Origin of the sequence: Acinetobacter sp. WU_MDCI_Abxc222 (assembly GCF_025514755.1) — a bacterium.
Classification (GTDB): domain Bacteria; phylum Pseudomonadota; class Gammaproteobacteria; order Pseudomonadales; family Moraxellaceae; genus Acinetobacter; species Acinetobacter geminorum.
In genome coordinates, this window is the sequence record NZ_JAHPVG010000005.1 from 162,287 (window position 1) to 178,133 (window position 15,847).

Annotated in this window: 18 protein-coding genes; 2 read left to right on the forward strand and 16 right to left on the reverse strand. The window is 41.8% G+C overall.

Translation table 11 applies throughout. The features are described 5' to 3' along the window. Positions 1–90 precede the first annotated feature (90 nt). The 13 genes from KTJ10_RS10025 to KTJ10_RS10085 are packed head-to-tail and all read right to left on the reverse strand — an operon-like array spanning position 91 to position 12,192. A complete protein-coding gene (locus KTJ10_RS10025) occupies positions 91–1,731 on the reverse strand; it encodes a thiamine pyrophosphate-binding protein (protein WP_063098301.1) in 1,641 nt (546 codons plus the stop codon). 38 nt (positions 1,732–1,769) lie between these two features. Beyond that, positions 1,770–3,236, reverse strand: coding sequence for an aldehyde dehydrogenase (locus tag KTJ10_RS10030; protein ID WP_262441931.1), 1,467 nt, complete (start codon positions 3,234–3,236; stop codon positions 1,770–1,772). A 13-nt stretch (positions 3,237–3,249) separates the two neighbouring features. After that, on the reverse strand, positions 3,250–4,041 hold the full coding sequence (locus tag KTJ10_RS10035; RefSeq protein WP_262441932.1) for an aspartate dehydrogenase: 792 nt from the start codon (positions 4,039–4,041) through the stop codon (positions 3,250–3,252). 15 nt (positions 4,042–4,056) lie between these two features. Then, on the reverse strand, positions 4,057–4,851 hold the full coding sequence (locus tag KTJ10_RS10040) for an SDR family oxidoreductase (RefSeq protein ID WP_000009973.1): 795 nt from the start codon (positions 4,849–4,851) through the stop codon (positions 4,057–4,059). Between the two features lie 15 nt (positions 4,852–4,866). Next, positions 4,867–5,691 carry an alpha/beta fold hydrolase gene (locus KTJ10_RS10045; protein ID WP_170248883.1) on the reverse strand — a complete coding sequence of 275 codons (825 nt, stop codon included), beginning with the start codon at positions 5,689–5,691 and terminating at the stop codon, positions 4,867–4,869. A gap of 35 nt (positions 5,692–5,726) precedes the next feature. Beyond that, positions 5,727–6,248, reverse strand: a complete 522-nt coding sequence (locus KTJ10_RS10050; protein ID WP_002117566.1) for a cupin domain-containing protein — start codon at positions 6,246–6,248, stop codon at positions 5,727–5,729. A 23-nt stretch (positions 6,249–6,271) separates the two neighbouring features. Beyond that, entirely contained in the window at positions 6,272–7,495 is a 1,224-nt protein-coding gene (locus tag KTJ10_RS10055) for an MFS transporter (protein ID WP_005803015.1), read from the reverse strand. Between the two features lie 42 nt (positions 7,496–7,537). Next, positions 7,538–8,749: an NAD(P)/FAD-dependent oxidoreductase gene (locus tag KTJ10_RS10060; RefSeq protein WP_032005859.1), complete on the reverse strand. Its 1,212-nt coding sequence runs from the start codon at positions 8,747–8,749 to the stop codon at positions 7,538–7,540. 28 nt (positions 8,750–8,777) lie between these two features. Then, on the reverse strand, positions 8,778–9,707 hold the full coding sequence (locus tag KTJ10_RS10065) for a VOC family protein (protein WP_262441933.1): 930 nt from the start codon (positions 9,705–9,707) through the stop codon (positions 8,778–8,780). A gap of 11 nt (positions 9,708–9,718) precedes the next feature. Continuing rightward, positions 9,719–10,483: an SDR family oxidoreductase gene (locus tag KTJ10_RS10070; protein ID WP_161281796.1), complete on the reverse strand. Its 765-nt coding sequence runs from the start codon at positions 10,481–10,483 to the stop codon at positions 9,719–9,721. Beyond that, entirely contained in the window at positions 10,476–11,543 is a 1,068-nt protein-coding gene (locus KTJ10_RS10075) for an aromatic ring-hydroxylating oxygenase subunit alpha (RefSeq protein ID WP_262441934.1), read from the reverse strand. Before KTJ10_RS10075 ends, KTJ10_RS10070 begins: the two co-directional genes overlap by 8 nt. Before the next feature lie 16 nt (positions 11,544–11,559). Continuing rightward, positions 11,560–11,859, reverse strand: a complete 300-nt coding sequence (locus KTJ10_RS10080; RefSeq protein ID WP_005070730.1) for a recombinase-like helix-turn-helix domain-containing protein — start codon at positions 11,857–11,859, stop codon at positions 11,560–11,562. Positions 11,860–11,886: 27 nt separating this feature from the next. Further along, complete coding sequence (locus tag KTJ10_RS10085) at positions 11,887–12,192, reverse strand: non-heme iron oxygenase ferredoxin subunit (RefSeq protein WP_000118513.1); 306 nt, start codon at positions 12,190–12,192, stop codon at positions 11,887–11,889. Positions 12,193–12,465: 273 nt separating this feature from the next. On the opposite strand from KTJ10_RS10085, the gene KTJ10_RS10090 reads away from it, so the two are divergent. After that, on the forward strand, positions 12,466–13,278 hold the full coding sequence (locus tag KTJ10_RS10090) for an IclR family transcriptional regulator (RefSeq protein WP_262441935.1): 813 nt from the start codon (positions 12,466–12,468) through the stop codon (positions 13,276–13,278). A gap of 45 nt (positions 13,279–13,323) precedes the next feature. On the opposite strand, the gene KTJ10_RS10095 is transcribed toward KTJ10_RS10090, so the two are convergent. After that, complete coding sequence (locus KTJ10_RS10095; RefSeq protein ID WP_057068459.1) at positions 13,324–13,623, reverse strand: hypothetical protein; 300 nt, start codon at positions 13,621–13,623, stop codon at positions 13,324–13,326. Positions 13,624–13,637: 14 nt separating this feature from the next. Next, positions 13,638–14,219 carry a nicotinamide riboside transporter PnuC gene (gene pnuC, locus KTJ10_RS10100; protein WP_017387107.1) on the reverse strand — a complete coding sequence of 194 codons (582 nt, stop codon included), beginning with the start codon at positions 14,217–14,219 and terminating at the stop codon, positions 13,638–13,640. 246 nt (positions 14,220–14,465) lie between these two features. Here pnuC and KTJ10_RS10105 point away from each other — a divergent pair, with 246 nt between their 5' ends. Further along, positions 14,466–15,254, forward strand: a complete 789-nt coding sequence (locus KTJ10_RS10105) for a crotonase/enoyl-CoA hydratase family protein (protein WP_063098294.1) — start codon at positions 14,466–14,468, stop codon at positions 15,252–15,254. Between the two features lie 104 nt (positions 15,255–15,358). On the opposite strand, the gene pgaD is transcribed toward KTJ10_RS10105, so the two are convergent. Continuing rightward, the gene (gene pgaD / locus KTJ10_RS10110) at positions 15,359–15,778 is read right to left on the reverse strand and encodes a poly-beta-1,6-N-acetyl-D-glucosamine biosynthesis protein PgaD (RefSeq protein ID WP_044100554.1); all 420 of its coding nucleotides are present in this window, start codon (positions 15,776–15,778) and stop codon (positions 15,359–15,361) included. Positions 15,779–15,847 lie beyond the last annotated feature (69 nt).

The following is a 15,847-nucleotide window of genomic DNA, read 5'->3' on the forward strand; positions in this document are numbered from 1 at the left end:
GTTTTTATTGTTTTTTAGACAAAAAAATTTATCTAAAAAAAGGATGGCTTAGCAGCTCCCATCGCATATGTACTAAACCATCCAAACTGGTTAATACAGTTTCTTTTGCGGTGGACCCGCGAAGTTTAATGGTCCAATCGAGTTCATATCGAGCTCGATCACAGTTGGTCCTTCAAAAGCGACTGCCTCTTGAATAACCGTTTTAAACTCATCTGCACTACCCACTTTCCAGCTTTTCACACCCATTGATTCGCCAAGAAGTTTGTAGTCAGGTGTATGCAATTCATTGAAATACTGACGACCACCAAAGTAGTTATTTTGAATGCCACGCATTACGCCATAACCACCGTCATTCATAATCATTAAGACCATATTGGTGTTTTCTTGCACCATGGTTGCAATTTCACCAATGCCAAGCATTAAGCCGCCATCACCGACTAAACCAATTACTTTTTTGTCAGGGTTAGCAATCGAAGCACCGATTGCTGTTGCAAGACCTAAACCAATTGCCCCCGCAAGCGAGTGGATGTTTTGGTTTGGTGCTTGTACCGGGAATAAACGACTGCCCCATGTACTACCCGACATGGTGATGTCACGTACAAAAATACCGTCTTGAGGTAAAGCTGCACGTAAGTGATCACAAATTAAAGCGTACTGATCGATTTGCTTACGCAGTGCATCAATTGCAGCTTGTTTAGCAGCTACTACAGCAGCATCATAATCGGCATCAACTTTTGAAGTGCCTTGAAGTTGTTCCAACACACGTGTTAATACATCTTTGGCATCGCCACAAATGAAGTTGCGGATTTTGTAATTACGTTGCTGAGCCACTGGGTTTGCATCTACCTGAATAATGTTTTCAGGGAATTCAACCGAATAAGTTTTAGTTTCATTACTACGTAAACGAGAACCCACTACTACCATCAGGTCGGCATCTTTTAATAACTGCTCAACACCTGCCGAGTTATGGAAAGCACCTAAACTACGTGGATGATCATCTGCCAACACACCACGGCCGTGTGTAGACGACACAACCGGAATACCTAAATCTGCAATGGCTTTAACTTCGGCAACGCTATTTAAAGTTCCACCACCAATCCAGAAAATCGGGCGTTTTGCTTTTTTGATTTCACTGACAAGAAGATCAATTTCAGCTTGCTCTGCCTGTGGCAACTCAAGTGCTTTCACTGGCCCAAGATTAAGTGGCAAATCAATTTCTGCTGCTTGTACATCAATTGGTAACTCAACACTAACCGGTCCCATTGGAACTGTAGTTGCTACACGGATTGCTTCACGTATTACACCAACAGCATTGTCTGGACTGGTAATACGGAACGCCGCTTTGCTCGATGCACGCAAGAATGTAAGTTGGTCTTTGGTTTCATGAATGAAACTCGCATCACGGTCGAGATATTCACGCTCAACTTGACCCGTTAAATGCAATACAGGGCTACCCGCATTCATTGCTTCAATGAGTGAGCCTACCGCATTACCTGCCCCAGCACCTGTACTAGTCAACGCTACACCTAGGCCTTTAAAGCGTGAGTGTGCATCTGCCATGGTAACTGCGCCAGCCTCACCACGGGCTGCAACAAAACGCATTTTTTCACGGCGCCCTACTGCATCGGCAATAGGTAAATTGTGGATGGAAATAACACCATAAATACTATCAACTTGGTGCGCTTCTAAAACTCTTGCGATTGCTTCGCCTACATTTACACGTTCAGTCATGTCTGTTCCTCAAAATTTATTTTCAGTCCTTGAATTTATTAATCGCACCAAGGGTTAGGCTGTTCATTCAGCCCCATATAAATACTCTTTTGTTGCATGTACGATAAAATGCCCAAACGGCCTTTTTCGCGCCCGATACCACTGTCTTTAAAGCCACCAAACGGCGCACTAATCGAGAATTTTTTGTAGGTATTAATCCATACCGTTCCCACTTCTAAGGCACGTGCAATACGCCAAGCTTTGCGATAGCTTTCAGTCCAAATACCTGCGGCAAGACCAAAACAACTGTCATTAGCTTGGGCAATTAAATCTTGCTCATTGTCATATTTCATAACCACTAAAACAGGGCCAAAAATTTCTTCCTGACAGGTTTGAGCACTGTTATTTAAGCCCGTGATAATGGTAGGTAAGTAATAGCTTCCTTTGGCATAGTCACCAGTTGTAAGTGCTTCACCACCAATCAGAACTTGACCACCTTCGCTTTTAGCAAGTTGCACATAGCGATCAACTGACTGCAAATGTTTGTCATTCACTAGTGGCCCTAAATGTACACCAGCTTGTTCCGGATGACCCACACGTAAGCCTTTGGTAATTTCAACCAACCGCGTTAAAAACTGATCGTAAAGACTGCTATGAATAAACAAGCGAGAACCTGCGATACACGCTTGGCCTGCCGAGCTAAAAATACCGTACGCGACACCTTTAGCAGCCAGTTCAATGTCTGCATCTGGCAAAACGATGGTTGGTGACTTTCCACCTAACTCAAGTGAAGTAGTAATAAGCTTGTCAGCGGCAATGTGTGCCAAATGACGACCCGTAGTTGTTCCACCCGTAAAAGAGATTTTACGAACCAGCGGGTGCTGAGCAATTGCATCACCAATCACAGAACCACGACCAACTAGCACGCTGAGTAAACCTTTTGGTAAGCCAGCTTCTTCAAAAATTTTGGCAAGTTCTAAAGCAATCAGTGAAGTTGCTTCTGCTGGTTTTAACACCACTGCATTTCCTGCTGCCAAAGCTGGAGCAAGCTTTTGAACTTCACTCGCAATTGGAGAGTTCCAAGGCGTAATTGCTGCCACAACCCCTACAGGTTCATGCACGCTCATGGTCATAAAGTCTGGAGCACGTTGTGTGGTGAGCTCATCATTCAGCGTTTCACATGCCGCAGCAACATAACGTGCAGTCGCCGCCGCGCTCATCACTAAACCACGAGTTTCGGTTAAAGGCTTTCCATTATCACGGGTTTGTAATTTTGCTAATTCATCTATACGCGCTTCAATAATATCTGCAACTTTATAGAGAATACGTGCGCGCTCATGCGGCAAACTGTTTCTCCAGCTCGGTTGACGCCAAGCCTGATCCGCTTTTTCAATTGCCTCATTTACATCTTCAAGCGTTGCTGTTGAAAGCTCAGCGTTTACCGACTGATCTGCCGGAAACAGGCTTTGAATGACTGCACCACGACCTAATCGCCATTCACCTGCAATATAAATTTCCTTTGCCATGATCAAATCCTTCTTAAATCTGTATTGCTTCTACACTGTTGCGACAAGCACGAATCACGCTAAGCGCAGCCAAAGTTGATGTTTTCGGGTTACTTGGCAACGGCACGCCCACCAGTTCAATGGTCATTTGCCCAAAGCCACCTTCTGCCACAATGGTGTGTTTGTTTTTGTTGATGGTTGGATCAACAGTTAACTCAACCATGGTTTCGTCCATTCCAAGCCCTGCCAGTGCAATGGTTGCTGCAACATTGGCATTGGCTGGAAATTTGGTCGCAGCTTCACGGGCAGTTCCTGTGAAAAAGACTGTAGCTTCAGCCACATGGTCTAAATCGACCAATTGCTCTGCATAACTGCCCTTCCAGCTTTTTGGGCTTTTACAGCCCTTGTAAGTGACTTTTTGCAAACCACCTTCTTTGGCCGCAGAAATACCGTCAATACCTGCGATAGCCCCTGCAAGTAAATGCAGATGTGCATCATTTTTTTCGGCAGTTTGCTTAAGCTGAATCAAAAATTCGCTATCAGCCAAAGTACCCACCGAAATCAGACCAATGGTCCAGCCTTTCGCTAAAACTTTTTGAGCATGCTCTTTCACTGCTGCTTGACCTGCCACTTCAATGACATAGTCTGGCGTACCATCACATTGCTCAATATCTGAAATCACCTGAATCTCGGAAGAGACTTGTGACTGCACTTTTTCAATACTGCGAGATGGCACGACAATCCATTTGAGTTGCAGATCTTGAGGCAAGTGGGCATACACTTCTGCTGCCATTGCGCCAAAACCAATCATCATCAACTTTTTCATGACAGCACCTAATATTTATAAATGTTTGTTAAAACCACCTGAGACATCTATTGCCGAACCTGTGGTGTAAGATGCCAATGGTGATGCCAAGAAAACTAAAGCACGTGCAGGCTCTTCTGGACGACCTAAACGCTGCATAGGAATGCCACGATTTTTTGCGATATTGCCTGTCCACTCTTCCCATGACAGATTTAAATCTGAACGGGTTTCATAACGGCGTTTCCACTGCGCAGATTCGACCATACCGAGTAAAATCGAGTTCACACGAACGCCATATTGAGTAAACTCATGCGCCAACGAATGGGTTAAGTTCAACAGTGCAGCGCGTGCAGATGAAGTCGCAATCATGTGCGGTTCCGGTTGCAATGCCAGTAACGAGTTCACATTAGTAATTGAGGCATTTGCCGACTGTTTTAAGTCATCAAGAAAAGCTCTTACCGGATGTAAAACACTGAAATATTTCAGCTCGATTTCTTTCATCCAGTCTTCATCTTGCGTATTTTCAAAATTTGAAACACGGCCTTGCCCAGCATTGTTAATGAGCATGTCCACATTGCCCAAATTGAGTTTGACCTCTTTGGCAAATTGCTGAACTTCTTCTTTTTTCAACACATTACATGCTTTAGTAAAAATATTGGCATGTGGAAATTTTTCTAAAATATAGTGCTTTGAAGCATTTAGACGTTCTTCATCGCGACCACACCAAGCAACTTTTGCACCCTCTGCAACCAGTATTTCAACAGCAGCCAGCCCAATCCCAGATGAGCCACCGGTAACAACTGCAACTTTTCCTTCAACTTGGAAGCTCATAATCCTTAATCTCTCTTACGATTGTTCCTGAATCGTCAACATAATTTGGTTAAATGCTTGCGGTTGGTCGACATAACTTAAGTGTCCTGCATCTTCTATGACGAAGCGCTGTTCCAACTGCAATTCCTGAGCAAGCTCTTGTATACCTAACGCAGGAGTGATTTGATCTTGCTGCCCTGCAATGACTGTGCATGGGACTTTTAAATTGGTTAAGTAATTACGTATTTCGTCATATGCCAGTAAGTACGATGCATGGGTGAAACCTTTTAGGGTCAGCTGCTGCATCACCTCTGAAACTAAAGCTAAGGCTTGTGGCTCTTGTTTATAAATCAAATGAGGTCCACGGCTTTCAGCCATTCCTTTAGCGCCTAGTTCTTTCAACATTTTTGGTCTTTTTTCAAAAACCTGAATTTGTGTTTGTTCATCGTGGCGTTGATAGCCTTGTGCCAAGTTAGCAACAACCAAGTGTTCCACTCGCTCTGGGTAAAGTGCAGCAAATGCACTGGCCTGTAAGGCACCTAATGAGTGTCCGACCACAATTGCTTTTTCAATTTTTAAAACATCAAACAATGCTGCCAAACGCTTTGCGTAATCAGTAGCATTGGGCTGATCAGTTAAAAGTTCATCTGATTTGCCATAGCCCGGTGCGTCCCAGGCAATGACATGAAAATGATGAGACAGCACTTCAAGTTGGTTTACCCATGAAGCAGAACCTGAACTAATACCATGCAACAGCACAAGGTACTCGCCCTGACCAGCTTCCCGATAGGCTTGCTGCTGGCCTTGAACAGTAACGGTTTTCACCGGAAATTCTGCTAACTTTTCAATGAGTGTCATCATTTTCAATTCTTTCCTTCATTCACTTCATCAAACAATTAACGTTTGATTTGAGACAATGGATGCTCTGGTGGATAGTTCGGAATGGTTGGTTTACCTGTTCCTAACATCACACACATCAAGGCATCTTCTTGACCTGGGTTAAACAGACCACGGTAAATTCCCGGTGGAATTGAAATCAGATCACGCTCTTTTAAACGGGTTTCAAATTTTTCGCCGTTGTGCTCAATAAACAAATCAATTTCGCCGCGAAGCATAAAGAAAACTTCTTCAACATCGTGGTGAATGTGCAAAGGACCTTCACATTGTGGTGGCAGAACCATGGTTGAAAACGTGAAGTTTTCTGCTGGAACGGTGTTACCATCATTTGCAACACCTGTTGCACCCGTACCCATGTAACGCATTTGTGCACGGCGATATTTCGGGTCGTAATCTGCTTGGAACTTCAAAGCATCGAAGTCATATTTACGTGTCTCAAAGCGAGCAATACGTGTGTTTAACCAATCTTCTAAAGAAGCACCCTCTGGTTGTGCCCACGATTCGAATTGTTGTGTAGTCATTTTTTAAACTCCTATACAGTGAATTAATAACGTTTTAAAAGAGGAACCAAGAACAACGACCCAATGACAGCGACAGCAGCCAAGAAGGTAATTCCTAAATTAAAACTGTGTGTTTGCATCACGATGTAACCGATAAGAACAGGCGCAATTGCACTTGCAAAATTACCTAAACCGTTAAATATTCCGCCCGCAGTCGCCCCTACATTTGAGGTCGTTACTCTTGCAAGCAGAGCAAATACAGCTGCTACTCCAAAACCCCATGCCATAGCACTTAAAGACATGGCAGCAATAATCAATAATGGCTCAGTCATAATGACCATCACATACATGAAGATGCCCGCGAGTAATAAACCGCTAAATACTTGAATTGCGCGGCGGCCTAATTTGTCAGATAAAAACGCACCGATAATTTCGCCAATTAACATGGCAATGAACGGAAAGCTTGAATACATCCCAAACTCTTTGAGATTGAATCCTTTGTCTTGCATTAGGTAAGAAGGAACCCAGCTGTTTAAGCCCCACAAATACGTCATCAACGCAATGTTAAAGAGACAAACCAGCCAGAATGCGCTGTTGCTGAGCAGCAATTTAGTATTGGCAATGTGACCTTTGAAATTAGTGCGTTTACTCTCGCCCTCAATTTCGACAGTTTTCTTGAGCTGCAAGTTACGCAGACCAAAAACAATGCTAAAAATCGCAATCAGGGTTAGCGCAGCCATCACAAAAAAAGTGGTATGCCAATCGTGGTGAGCTAAAACATTTGCAGTGATCGGGAACCCAAGGAATGCACCTATCGGTGTTCCAAGTAAGAACATGGTAGAAGCACGTGCCTGCTGACGGTCCGTATAAGTCTGCTTAACAATGGTGTATGCCAAGGCAAATAACGGGCCTTCTGCTAAACCAAGCAGTACACGTAAAACCAACATGCCTGAATAACTGGTGGTGAACCCCATACAGAACATGAGTACGCCCCACGACGTTACGCTCCAGAACAGCATTTTCTTTGGGTTAAAGATGTCACCCAAAAAGCTTAGAAAGACTGATGAAAAACCATAAGCAAGTAAAAAACTTGTCATGAGCCATCCGAGCTTGGCCTTATCTTCAGCAATTCCCATTGCACTTTGAAAATGAGGATCTGAAAATAAAACCGCAATACTAATCTTGTCGAAAAACGCCAGTACCACACACACCATAAGGACAAAAGCAGGTACCCAATGCTTCAATCCACTTTTTTCTTCATTACTCATGTGTCATTCCTTCGATTTGGTAATGAGAACCAGATTTAATGTTTACGGTTTTAACTTCATGACATTAAATTCAGCATCTGCTAATAGTTTTGGATCTAAAACGGTGTTGGCTTGCATCCAACGTTTTGCCAGTTTGATCAGTTTAGAATCATTAATGGCAATCATGTTGAGCAAACGATTTTCATGGTCCAGATATAAATAGCTCACCTGATCTTCCCCACCTTGACGAATGACTACTTCCTTCGTTTTTTCAGGTTGATACGTACCTAAAATCTGGATATTAAAGTGATATTGATCTGACCAAAGCCATGGAATATCGCTATATTCGGTTTCAATGCCGAGCATTGACTTCGCAGCTGCAATCGCCTGATTTTGTGCATTTGCCCACGACTGAATGCAATAACCCAAGCCCGGATGAATCGCAACATCACCTGCGGCATAAATGTTTTGATCTGAAGTTTGCCCAAAACAATTCACTACAATGCCATCTTTCACATCGAGACCAGCATGTACACCTAACTCTTTGGCAATCTCAGCGCCTGCACCTACCACAACACAGTCAAATAACTGACTATTTTGAGGATGGTTCACCACTTCAACTTTTTGATTTGGCGCTTCAACTAAATGAAGACTCTTGCTGTCTAAATGAATTTTTGTACCTTGAGTTTCATGCATATTTTTTAAAAATGCAGAAACTTCCGGACTCACGCTTCTTGCACATAAACGATCACCATATTCAAATATATGAACATCTTTACCTTGCTTACGTGCAGTTGCAGCAATTTCTAAACCAATCCAGCCACCGCCAATCACAGCGACATTTTTTGCATTCTTTAAAATTTCAGCCAAACGTTCACAATCATGCACATTGCGTAAAGTCACAACATTTGGAATGAACTGCCATGTATTGACGGGTACACGCGCACGGCTTCCAGTTGCGATCAGCAATTTGTCATACGGCAAAATCTGACCACTTTCTAAATGAACCTGTTTTTGCTCACGATCGACTTTTGTCGCAATTTCCGGTTTATGCCATTGAACGTTGAACTCTTGAACCTGTTCAGGTGAGAACAGATTCAAACTTTCATATGTTGCTTCTTTTGAAAGTACTTGCTTAGACAGTGGCGGACGTTCATAAAACACTTGATCTTCATTTGAAACCACGTGAATTTCACCCACATACCCATTTTGACGCAAGGTACTTACTGCCCAACCCGCTGCCTGTCCGGCACCTACAATTACGATCTTTTCCATAGCCATCTTCCTTGTAAAGCAATACCTGTTAAACAGGCTTCACCTGACGGCGGGTTGTGTCATCAAGACCACCCTCAATCGCCCATTCAGTGAAAAGCTCTAGACGATGTTCTTCTACACGTGGTTGCCATTCTTCTGTCAAATAATCATCGTTGGTGTAGTATTCAAATGCACCACCTAATGGTGAGTTGACGTACCAGAAATAAGCAGAAGAAATTGGATGACGTCCCGGTCCAATAAAGGTTGACCACTCCGAACGATTCATATTTAAACCGCCCCCAATCACCTCATGGATATCGCGAACAACAAACGCAACGTGATTTAAGCCAGCAGGTTTATTTGGAACACTAAGCAAGAATAAATCATGGTGATAACCTTCACCGCGGCAACGTAAGAATGCACCGCGATTTTTGTAAGCATCAGATAAATGGAAACCTACTTTCTCGATATAGAAGTTTTCAGTTGTTGCCAAATCCGGTGTGAAGAACACCACATGTCCAATCGCAACAGGTTGACCTTTTTCATAAACAGGACTTGCTGCATTCACACGTTGAATGTTGCCGTATTGGTTAATACCTTCCGTTTTAAGTTCAGGTACTTCTTTAACAAAACTTTGTTCAAAACGAATGGTCATGCCATTTGGGTCAAGACACTCAACTGTATTTTCAGTACGTTTAAAACCCTCTACATCGGCCAAACGAGCTGCCAAGTCATCAAGGTCTTGAGCACTATCAACGCCCCAAGTCACTTCACGTAAAGTTGAACCTTGTTCAATAGCAGTCGGCAAACGCTCATCATCACAATTAAATAGATAAATCTTGCTACCATTTTGGGTTTGGTAAAGATCAGTACCTTCAATATCCGAAGTACTTTTGCTTAAACCAAAATCTGCCAAAAACTTGTTTGAAGCGGCTCTATCTTCAACTCCAAACTTTAAAATCTCGATCCCTGTAATCATTTGACTACTCCTTAGTTAAAGACAAAACCGCCATTGACCGGAATATTTTGACCTGTCACAAAAGAGGACAAATCCGACAGTAGATACAATGCTGTTCCATTTAAATCTTGTGGAAGTTGCTGACGTTGAATCGCTCTTCCGTTGACATATAAATCGTGACGTTCTTGAGGCACATACTCGGTTGCTTCAACCAGAGTAAGGCCCGGTGACAATGTGTTAACGCAGATATTGGACTGCCCCAACTCTCTTGCCATTGAACGCGTCATGGCAACAATTGCACCTTTACTTGCAACATAAGCCATTAGATTCGGTGCGCCCCAAAGTGCTGTATCGGAAGCAACATTAATGATCTTGCCTGCAGCCGATTGCTTTAAATGGGGAACGCATGCCTTACTGATCAGCCATGTGCCTTTCACATTAATATTCATGACCCGATCCCAAAGTTCAGGATCGTAATCAATCATATTTTTTCCACCGACATTGGTCGCCAGTGCCGCGCAATTCACAAGGCCATCTAGTCCCTGTAATACTTCAACGCTTTTTGCAACAGCATTTTCAATAGAGTCTGCATTGGCAAGGTCAACGGTGACAGCATGAACGTTTAGTCCTTGTTGTTGTAACACTTGTGCTTCTTGTTGCACCAAGTCAGACAAAATATCTGCCATCACAACTTCAGCACCTGCCTCGGCAATGGCTTGAGCGAAATCTCTACCTAAACCACGCGCAGCACCAGTCACTAAAACTTTTTTGCCTTGCAACAACGCTACATTAGCCATGAGCTTCTTCCTGCATCTCGATACGGTTTGATGCATTTAGTGCAGCAATTTTCTTTAATTGCTTCTCAGCTTCTTTTTTCATTAAACGGCGTAAACGTGCAAGACCAACATCATGTTGATAGAGAAACTCTTTTTCACGCGCATTTGGCGCAAGATTTTCTAAAATAATTCGGTCTTGTTCCAATACATCCCAATGCAATTGTTCTAAGTGATTGCGATATAAGAAACGCCATACATTACGTTGCCAACCACTCACCTTACGGCAGCGCCAGAAAAATACGCGAGTATTGTTGGCATCAATTGGCGTTGCATAACCCACAATCCAGAATTCACCACCTGGGCCAAATTGTTTACGGTATGGAATTGAAAGACGTAACCAGCTTGCACCTGTTGAACCATATTCAACCCAGTCAAAGTTCACACCTGTTTGACCTTCTTTTTCAAAAACAAAGCCATTATCGGTGGTACGGTGCTTCATCTCTGCAGTACGTTCACCATCTGCCATCGAGTGCGATGTCGCATGTAAATAGGTCCCGTGCATTGGGTCCATCACATTATCAATCGCGTATTGATGGTTTACTTTCCAGTCTGCTTGGCAAAGGAACGCACTCCACTCTTCACTTGCGAGTTGCTCTGGGAACTCAAGCGGTGCTGGTTGTTCATTTGCATCAATACCAAACCAGATGAAGATTGCGCCATGTTGCTCAATTACTGGATAGTTCTTTAAACATTTAGTTCCGGTCATTGGACATTCATGAACCGCTGGCACATCAGCAACTACACCATCAGCACGAACTTCAACACCGTGATACCAGCAAGCAACTCGGTCGCCTAAGTTCCAACCAAGGGAAAGACGAGCACCGCGGTGTGGACAGCGATCTTCAAGTGCATGAACCTGACCTTCGGCATCACGCCAAACCACGATATTTTCGCCTAAACGGGTAATACCGACTGGATTAGCAGCGACTTCCCAACCTGCCAAAACCGGATGCCATTGGTCACGTAAACCAAGTTCTAAATATTCTTCAGCGCTTTGTGAAGTTGATACGATTGCGTTCATTTTATTCTTCCTTGAATCAATAACCTAAACGTTGCATTTCTTCTGTAAAGCTTGCAGAAGTCCATTCATCACCAGATTCACAGCGGAAACCCTGTTGATTAAGTGCAGAAACAACGTCATCTAACTCTGTTGCGCCCGCAGAAAATGCCTGAATCAAGTTTTTTACAAAATCCTGTTCATAGAGAGTTGGCTCTTTATAACGTGTCTGCCAAACCAACAATTCAGATTGACCTGGAATTTGAATATTGTTGATACCTGCTTCGGTTGCCGGCGTTGCATGAATCCAGCTTGCCAACTTTTCATTAAATGTCTTCATTGTTCTGCTTCCTTGTACATGTGAGGACTAGAGTTGAATTTGAATATCCTGTCCTTCAACACGAACTGGGTACGTACATAGGTTTCTACACCCTGGCCCACTTTTTAGCTCACCTGTTTGAATGTCAAAAATTGCTTCGTGCAATGGACATTCAACAGTCTGATCTTCGATAAATCCTTCGGTTAATAAGGCATACGCATGAGGGCAAACATTTTCGATAGCAAAGTAATTTTCATCGACGAAAAATACGCCTATTTTTTTCCCTTCAACTTCGATGGCTTTCGGCTCATCTTCGCTAACGTCACCCTGCTGACAAACTGAGATCCAACTCATACCTTGCGCCCTCATTTTGTTTTATATACAAAACATAATTTGATTTTCAAAACACAAGCTAAGCATAATCCCCTTGATCATTTTTTGTCAAAGTAAAAATAAATATAAAATTCATTAGTTTACTAATTTTTAAATATTTTGTTACGTTTCAAGAAGGAAACAAAGTTTTAAATATAAAAATTGTTTTATGCATTTTTAACAATTACAATAGTTATAAAATAAAGCAGCATGCCCCAAATTGAATCATGTTTTATTTATAGGAAAATGACACGAATGAGCATAGCAATTGAAGAAGATTCGCAAGAATCGGAAACAACAAAAAATGATGACCGATATTTAGTTCCCGGACTTGTACGGGGTTTAGCTATCTTGCAAGCATTTAATCAACAAGCGCAAGAAATGACCATTACAGAAATTGCTGAAATTTTAGAAGTGAACCGTTCTAGTGCATTTCGCCTGATTTATACACTCGAATCTTGTGGCTATTTAAGAAAAGCATCTCAAAAAACTTATGCACTCGATTCCAAAGTCATGGAACTTGGTTTTAACAGTTTATCTAAACTTTCATTACTCGATTTATCGACACCTTTAATGAAAGAACTACGTGACCAAACCAAACTCGCTGTACATCTTTCTATTTTAGAAGGTACTCATATTGTCTTTGTAAATAATATCCAGTCTATGGGAACCTTCACGAGCAACATTAGTTTAGGAACTCGCTGGCCTGCCCATGCAACCGTGATTGGTCAAATGCTTTTATCTGATTTACCTGAAACTGAAGTACGTCAGCGTTACCGCAATTTTAGCGATTGGGACAGTTTCTCTGATCTGACGCCAACCAATTTAAAAGCTTTATTGCAAAGGCTTTCATACGTAAAAACTCAAAAAACCATGGTGAGCTGGGGTCATTACAATCACGATATGGCAGCCTGCGCGGCGCCTATTTTTAAACAGTCAAACGGTAAAATGGTCGCTGTTATCTCTGTAAGTTGTCCAATTACCACTTACGATGAAAGAACATTTAAAGAAGATATCGCAAACCTAGTTGTTGAAACAGCGAATAAAATTTCCAAATTTATTTATTAAAAAAAAGCGACGTTAAGTCGCTTTTTTTAGATTTTATTTTATAAATCAAAAGTTACTTTTTAAAACGTTCCCATTCATATCCTTAAAGATAATTGTCGAATTATTTTCTTTAATATCAAATCTTAAATACTGTTGTTTAAACTGAATAACTGCATAAAACTCTTCAGCACCATCATCTAAACCTGTCGCAGAGACCTGAGTACCTTGTGGAAAACCGTTGAGCCACGCAGCGTTATAAAAATCAGATACAGAATTAAATTCACAATATTCTTTTGGCTTGACCATTATTTTTTCAGCCATTTGATCAAACTGTTGTTGTTTATAAACCTCTAAGCTCAACAACATGATCGCTCTCCAAATTAAAGCTGGTTAGAGGCTAAAAGCTGTTTCTTTTTAACCTTTTCCCATTGATACCAACCATAAGCTGCCATCAATACAAATGCTGCATACAAAGCGGCTGTTAAAAATAAATCTTTATAAATGAACATCCCGACATAAATAATGTCGACAAATACCCAAAGTATCCAAGTCGCAATATGTTTTCGGCTGGTCCAATACGTTGCGAGCAAACTAAATGCGGCAAGTTGTGAGTCGAGCATAGGAACTGCTGCATCGGTAAAGTTTTTAAGAATTAAGCCAAAAAGCAAGCCACCTATCGCGGCAATGATCATTTGAATGATAGCGGTTTGAACTGCAATCGGTTCAATTCGAATATCGTGATCTTGCTGCTTTCCTTTGAGCCAGTAATAAAAGCCATAAAAATTTACCACCATAAAAAAGAACTGCAAAATCGTTTCGCCATATAGCTTAAATTCGTAAAACAAATACGCATATAAAACAAAGGCAAAGAAATTAAACAGCCAACACCACATATTACGGATTACCGTTAATCCGACTCCAATCAGGCTAATCAAGACCGCAAAGATTTCTAGAGGTGACATAAAACAGCTGCTTATTGAGATCAATTTGACGAGGTATTATGAGAAAAATATAAAGCTAAGCAAACTGCTAATTTAAATAAATAATGGAAATTAAGGTTGTCTGAGGTTTTACTCTTTTCTAATGCTGTCGATTTATCTCAATACACAGACAAAACAAATACTGATCGAGTCATCAACAAATTATATTTGCTAGTTTTTAAATGATTGTTTAAAACATGATTAAAGACGAATAAAGAGCATGACAATATGTCAAATCAAGAAGGAAAAGTCAGCCGTGAAACTCGCGGGCATATTTTTTTAATTGGTCTAGATCGGGCAGCAAAACGTAATGCTTTTGATAGTCACATGATCAAAGACTTATCACTAGCACTCACTGAATATGAAAATAATGATGCCCTGCGCTGCGCGGTTATTTTTGCTCATGGCGATCATTTTACAGCTGGTTTAGACCTAGTTGAGTTACAACCTAAACTCGCTACAGGTGTTTTTGATTTTAGTGAAAATGAAATTAACCCGTGGGGCACAATCGGCCAAAAGCTCAGTAAACCTTTGATAGTAGCGGTACAAGGTTATTGTTACACCGCTGGTATAGAACTATTTCTTAACGCAGATATTACGATTGCGAGTGAAAATACACAATTTGCTCAAATGGAAGTCCAACGTGGCATCTTACCTTTTGGCGGAGCAACCGCCCGTTTTACTCAAGCCGCAGGCTGGGCCAAAGCCATGCGTTATTTACTCACTGGTGACTCTTTCGATGCAAAAGCAGCATTTGACATGAACCTGATTACCGAAATATGCCCAGAAGGCTCTCAGCTCAACCGTGCAATAGAACTTGCTGAACATGTTTCGCAAGCTGCTCCTCTTGCTGTAAAAGCGACTCTCGCCTCTGCTCGCGAAGCTATTAACGAAGGTTATGAGGTTGCCTTTAAGCAATTGCAAAACCATCTTCAACCATTGCTCACCACAGAAGATGTTCAAGAAGGTGTATTTGCCATGTTGCAAAAAAGACCTCCTGTTTTCAAAGGTAAATAATACCTGCACAAGCACTGCACTCTACAGTTTAAAACTTATAGATATACCGAAATTAGTGTAAAAAAAAGCCCACATGATGCGGGCTTTTTTTTCATTAATATGCTTTATTCAACTCTAATGATTTTACCTAATTCATCATGGTGAACGACTGTAATTTTCTGACTACGTCCCTGCTCAATTTCATGTTCAGGTAAATCAAAATAGCGCGCATAATCATCTGTCTGTTTTGCTTTAAGCGCATTACCGCCAACACGATGCTCAGGCAGCACATGACTCCACAACAATAAGCAAATTGCACAAGCAATTAACGCAGTAATGCCATGTTCAATGCCCAAACCAAAGGCACTAAACAAACGGTGAACTAAATGTGTTTTTTGGAGTTCAGCCAATACCCAGATCAGTACAAATGGACGCCACAGCAACAACCAAACCGCCCACATCATGGCCGTGCTTGTTGTAGAAGCATAGCGTTTATGCCATGGTAATTGACGGCGTAAATCAATAATCAACGAATTTGTCTTCATTTCTCTCTTTACCTAACGAAGTGCTGCGGTTTTCCCCAGACATCAATACAGCACGATCTTTAAAATCTC

Excerpts from the sequence above, each read along its gene's own strand:
- KTJ10_RS10060 (WP_032005859.1), bottom strand. The coding sequence starts at position 8,749 with ATGGAAAAGATCGTAATTGTAGGTGCCGGACAGGCAGCGGGTTGGGCA.
- KTJ10_RS10055 (WP_005803015.1), bottom strand. The coding sequence starts at position 7,495 with ATGAGTAATGAAGAAAAAAGTGGATTGAAGCATTGGGTACCTGCTTTT.
- KTJ10_RS10070 (WP_161281796.1), bottom strand. The coding sequence starts at position 10,483 with ATGGCTAATGTAGCGTTGTTGCAAGGCAAAAAAGTTTTAGTGACTGGT.
- KTJ10_RS10040 (WP_000009973.1), bottom strand. The coding sequence starts at position 4,851 with ATGAGCTTCCAAGTTGAAGGAAAAGTTGCAGTTGTTACCGGTGGCTCA.
- KTJ10_RS10075 (WP_262441934.1), bottom strand. The coding sequence starts at position 11,543 with ATGAACGCAATCGTATCAACTTCACAAAGCGCTGAAGAATATTTAGAA.
- KTJ10_RS10065 (WP_262441933.1), bottom strand. The coding sequence starts at position 9,707 with ATGATTACAGGGATCGAGATTTTAAAGTTTGGAGTTGAAGATAGAGCC.
- KTJ10_RS10085 (WP_000118513.1), bottom strand. The coding sequence starts at position 12,192 with ATGAGTTGGATCTCAGTTTGTCAGCAGGGTGACGTTAGCGAAGATGAG.
- pgaD (WP_044100554.1), bottom strand. The coding sequence starts at position 15,778 with ATGAAGACAAATTCGTTGATTATTGATTTACGCCGTCAATTACCATGG.
- KTJ10_RS10050 (WP_002117566.1), bottom strand. The coding sequence starts at position 6,248 with ATGACTACACAACAATTCGAATCGTGGGCACAACCAGAGGGTGCTTCT.
- KTJ10_RS10090 (WP_262441935.1), top strand. The coding sequence starts at position 12,466 with ATGAGCATAGCAATTGAAGAAGATTCGCAAGAATCGGAAACAACAAAA.
- KTJ10_RS10030 (WP_262441931.1), bottom strand. The coding sequence starts at position 3,236 with ATGGCAAAGGAAATTTATATTGCAGGTGAATGGCGATTAGGTCGTGGT.
- KTJ10_RS10105 (WP_063098294.1), top strand. The coding sequence starts at position 14,466 with ATGTCAAATCAAGAAGGAAAAGTCAGCCGTGAAACTCGCGGGCATATT.
- pnuC (WP_017387107.1), bottom strand. The coding sequence starts at position 14,219 with ATGTCACCTCTAGAAATCTTTGCGGTCTTGATTAGCCTGATTGGAGTC.
- KTJ10_RS10080 (WP_005070730.1), bottom strand. The coding sequence starts at position 11,859 with ATGAAGACATTTAATGAAAAGTTGGCAAGCTGGATTCATGCAACGCCG.
- KTJ10_RS10095 (WP_057068459.1), bottom strand. The coding sequence starts at position 13,623 with ATGTTGTTGAGCTTAGAGGTTTATAAACAACAACAGTTTGATCAAATG.
- KTJ10_RS10045 (WP_170248883.1), bottom strand. The coding sequence starts at position 5,691 with ATGATGACACTCATTGAAAAGTTAGCAGAATTTCCGGTGAAAACCGTT.
- KTJ10_RS10035 (WP_262441932.1), bottom strand. The coding sequence starts at position 4,041 with ATGAAAAAGTTGATGATGATTGGTTTTGGCGCAATGGCAGCAGAAGTG.
- KTJ10_RS10025 (WP_063098301.1), bottom strand. The coding sequence starts at position 1,731 with ATGACTGAACGTGTAAATGTAGGCGAAGCAATCGCAAGAGTTTTAGAA.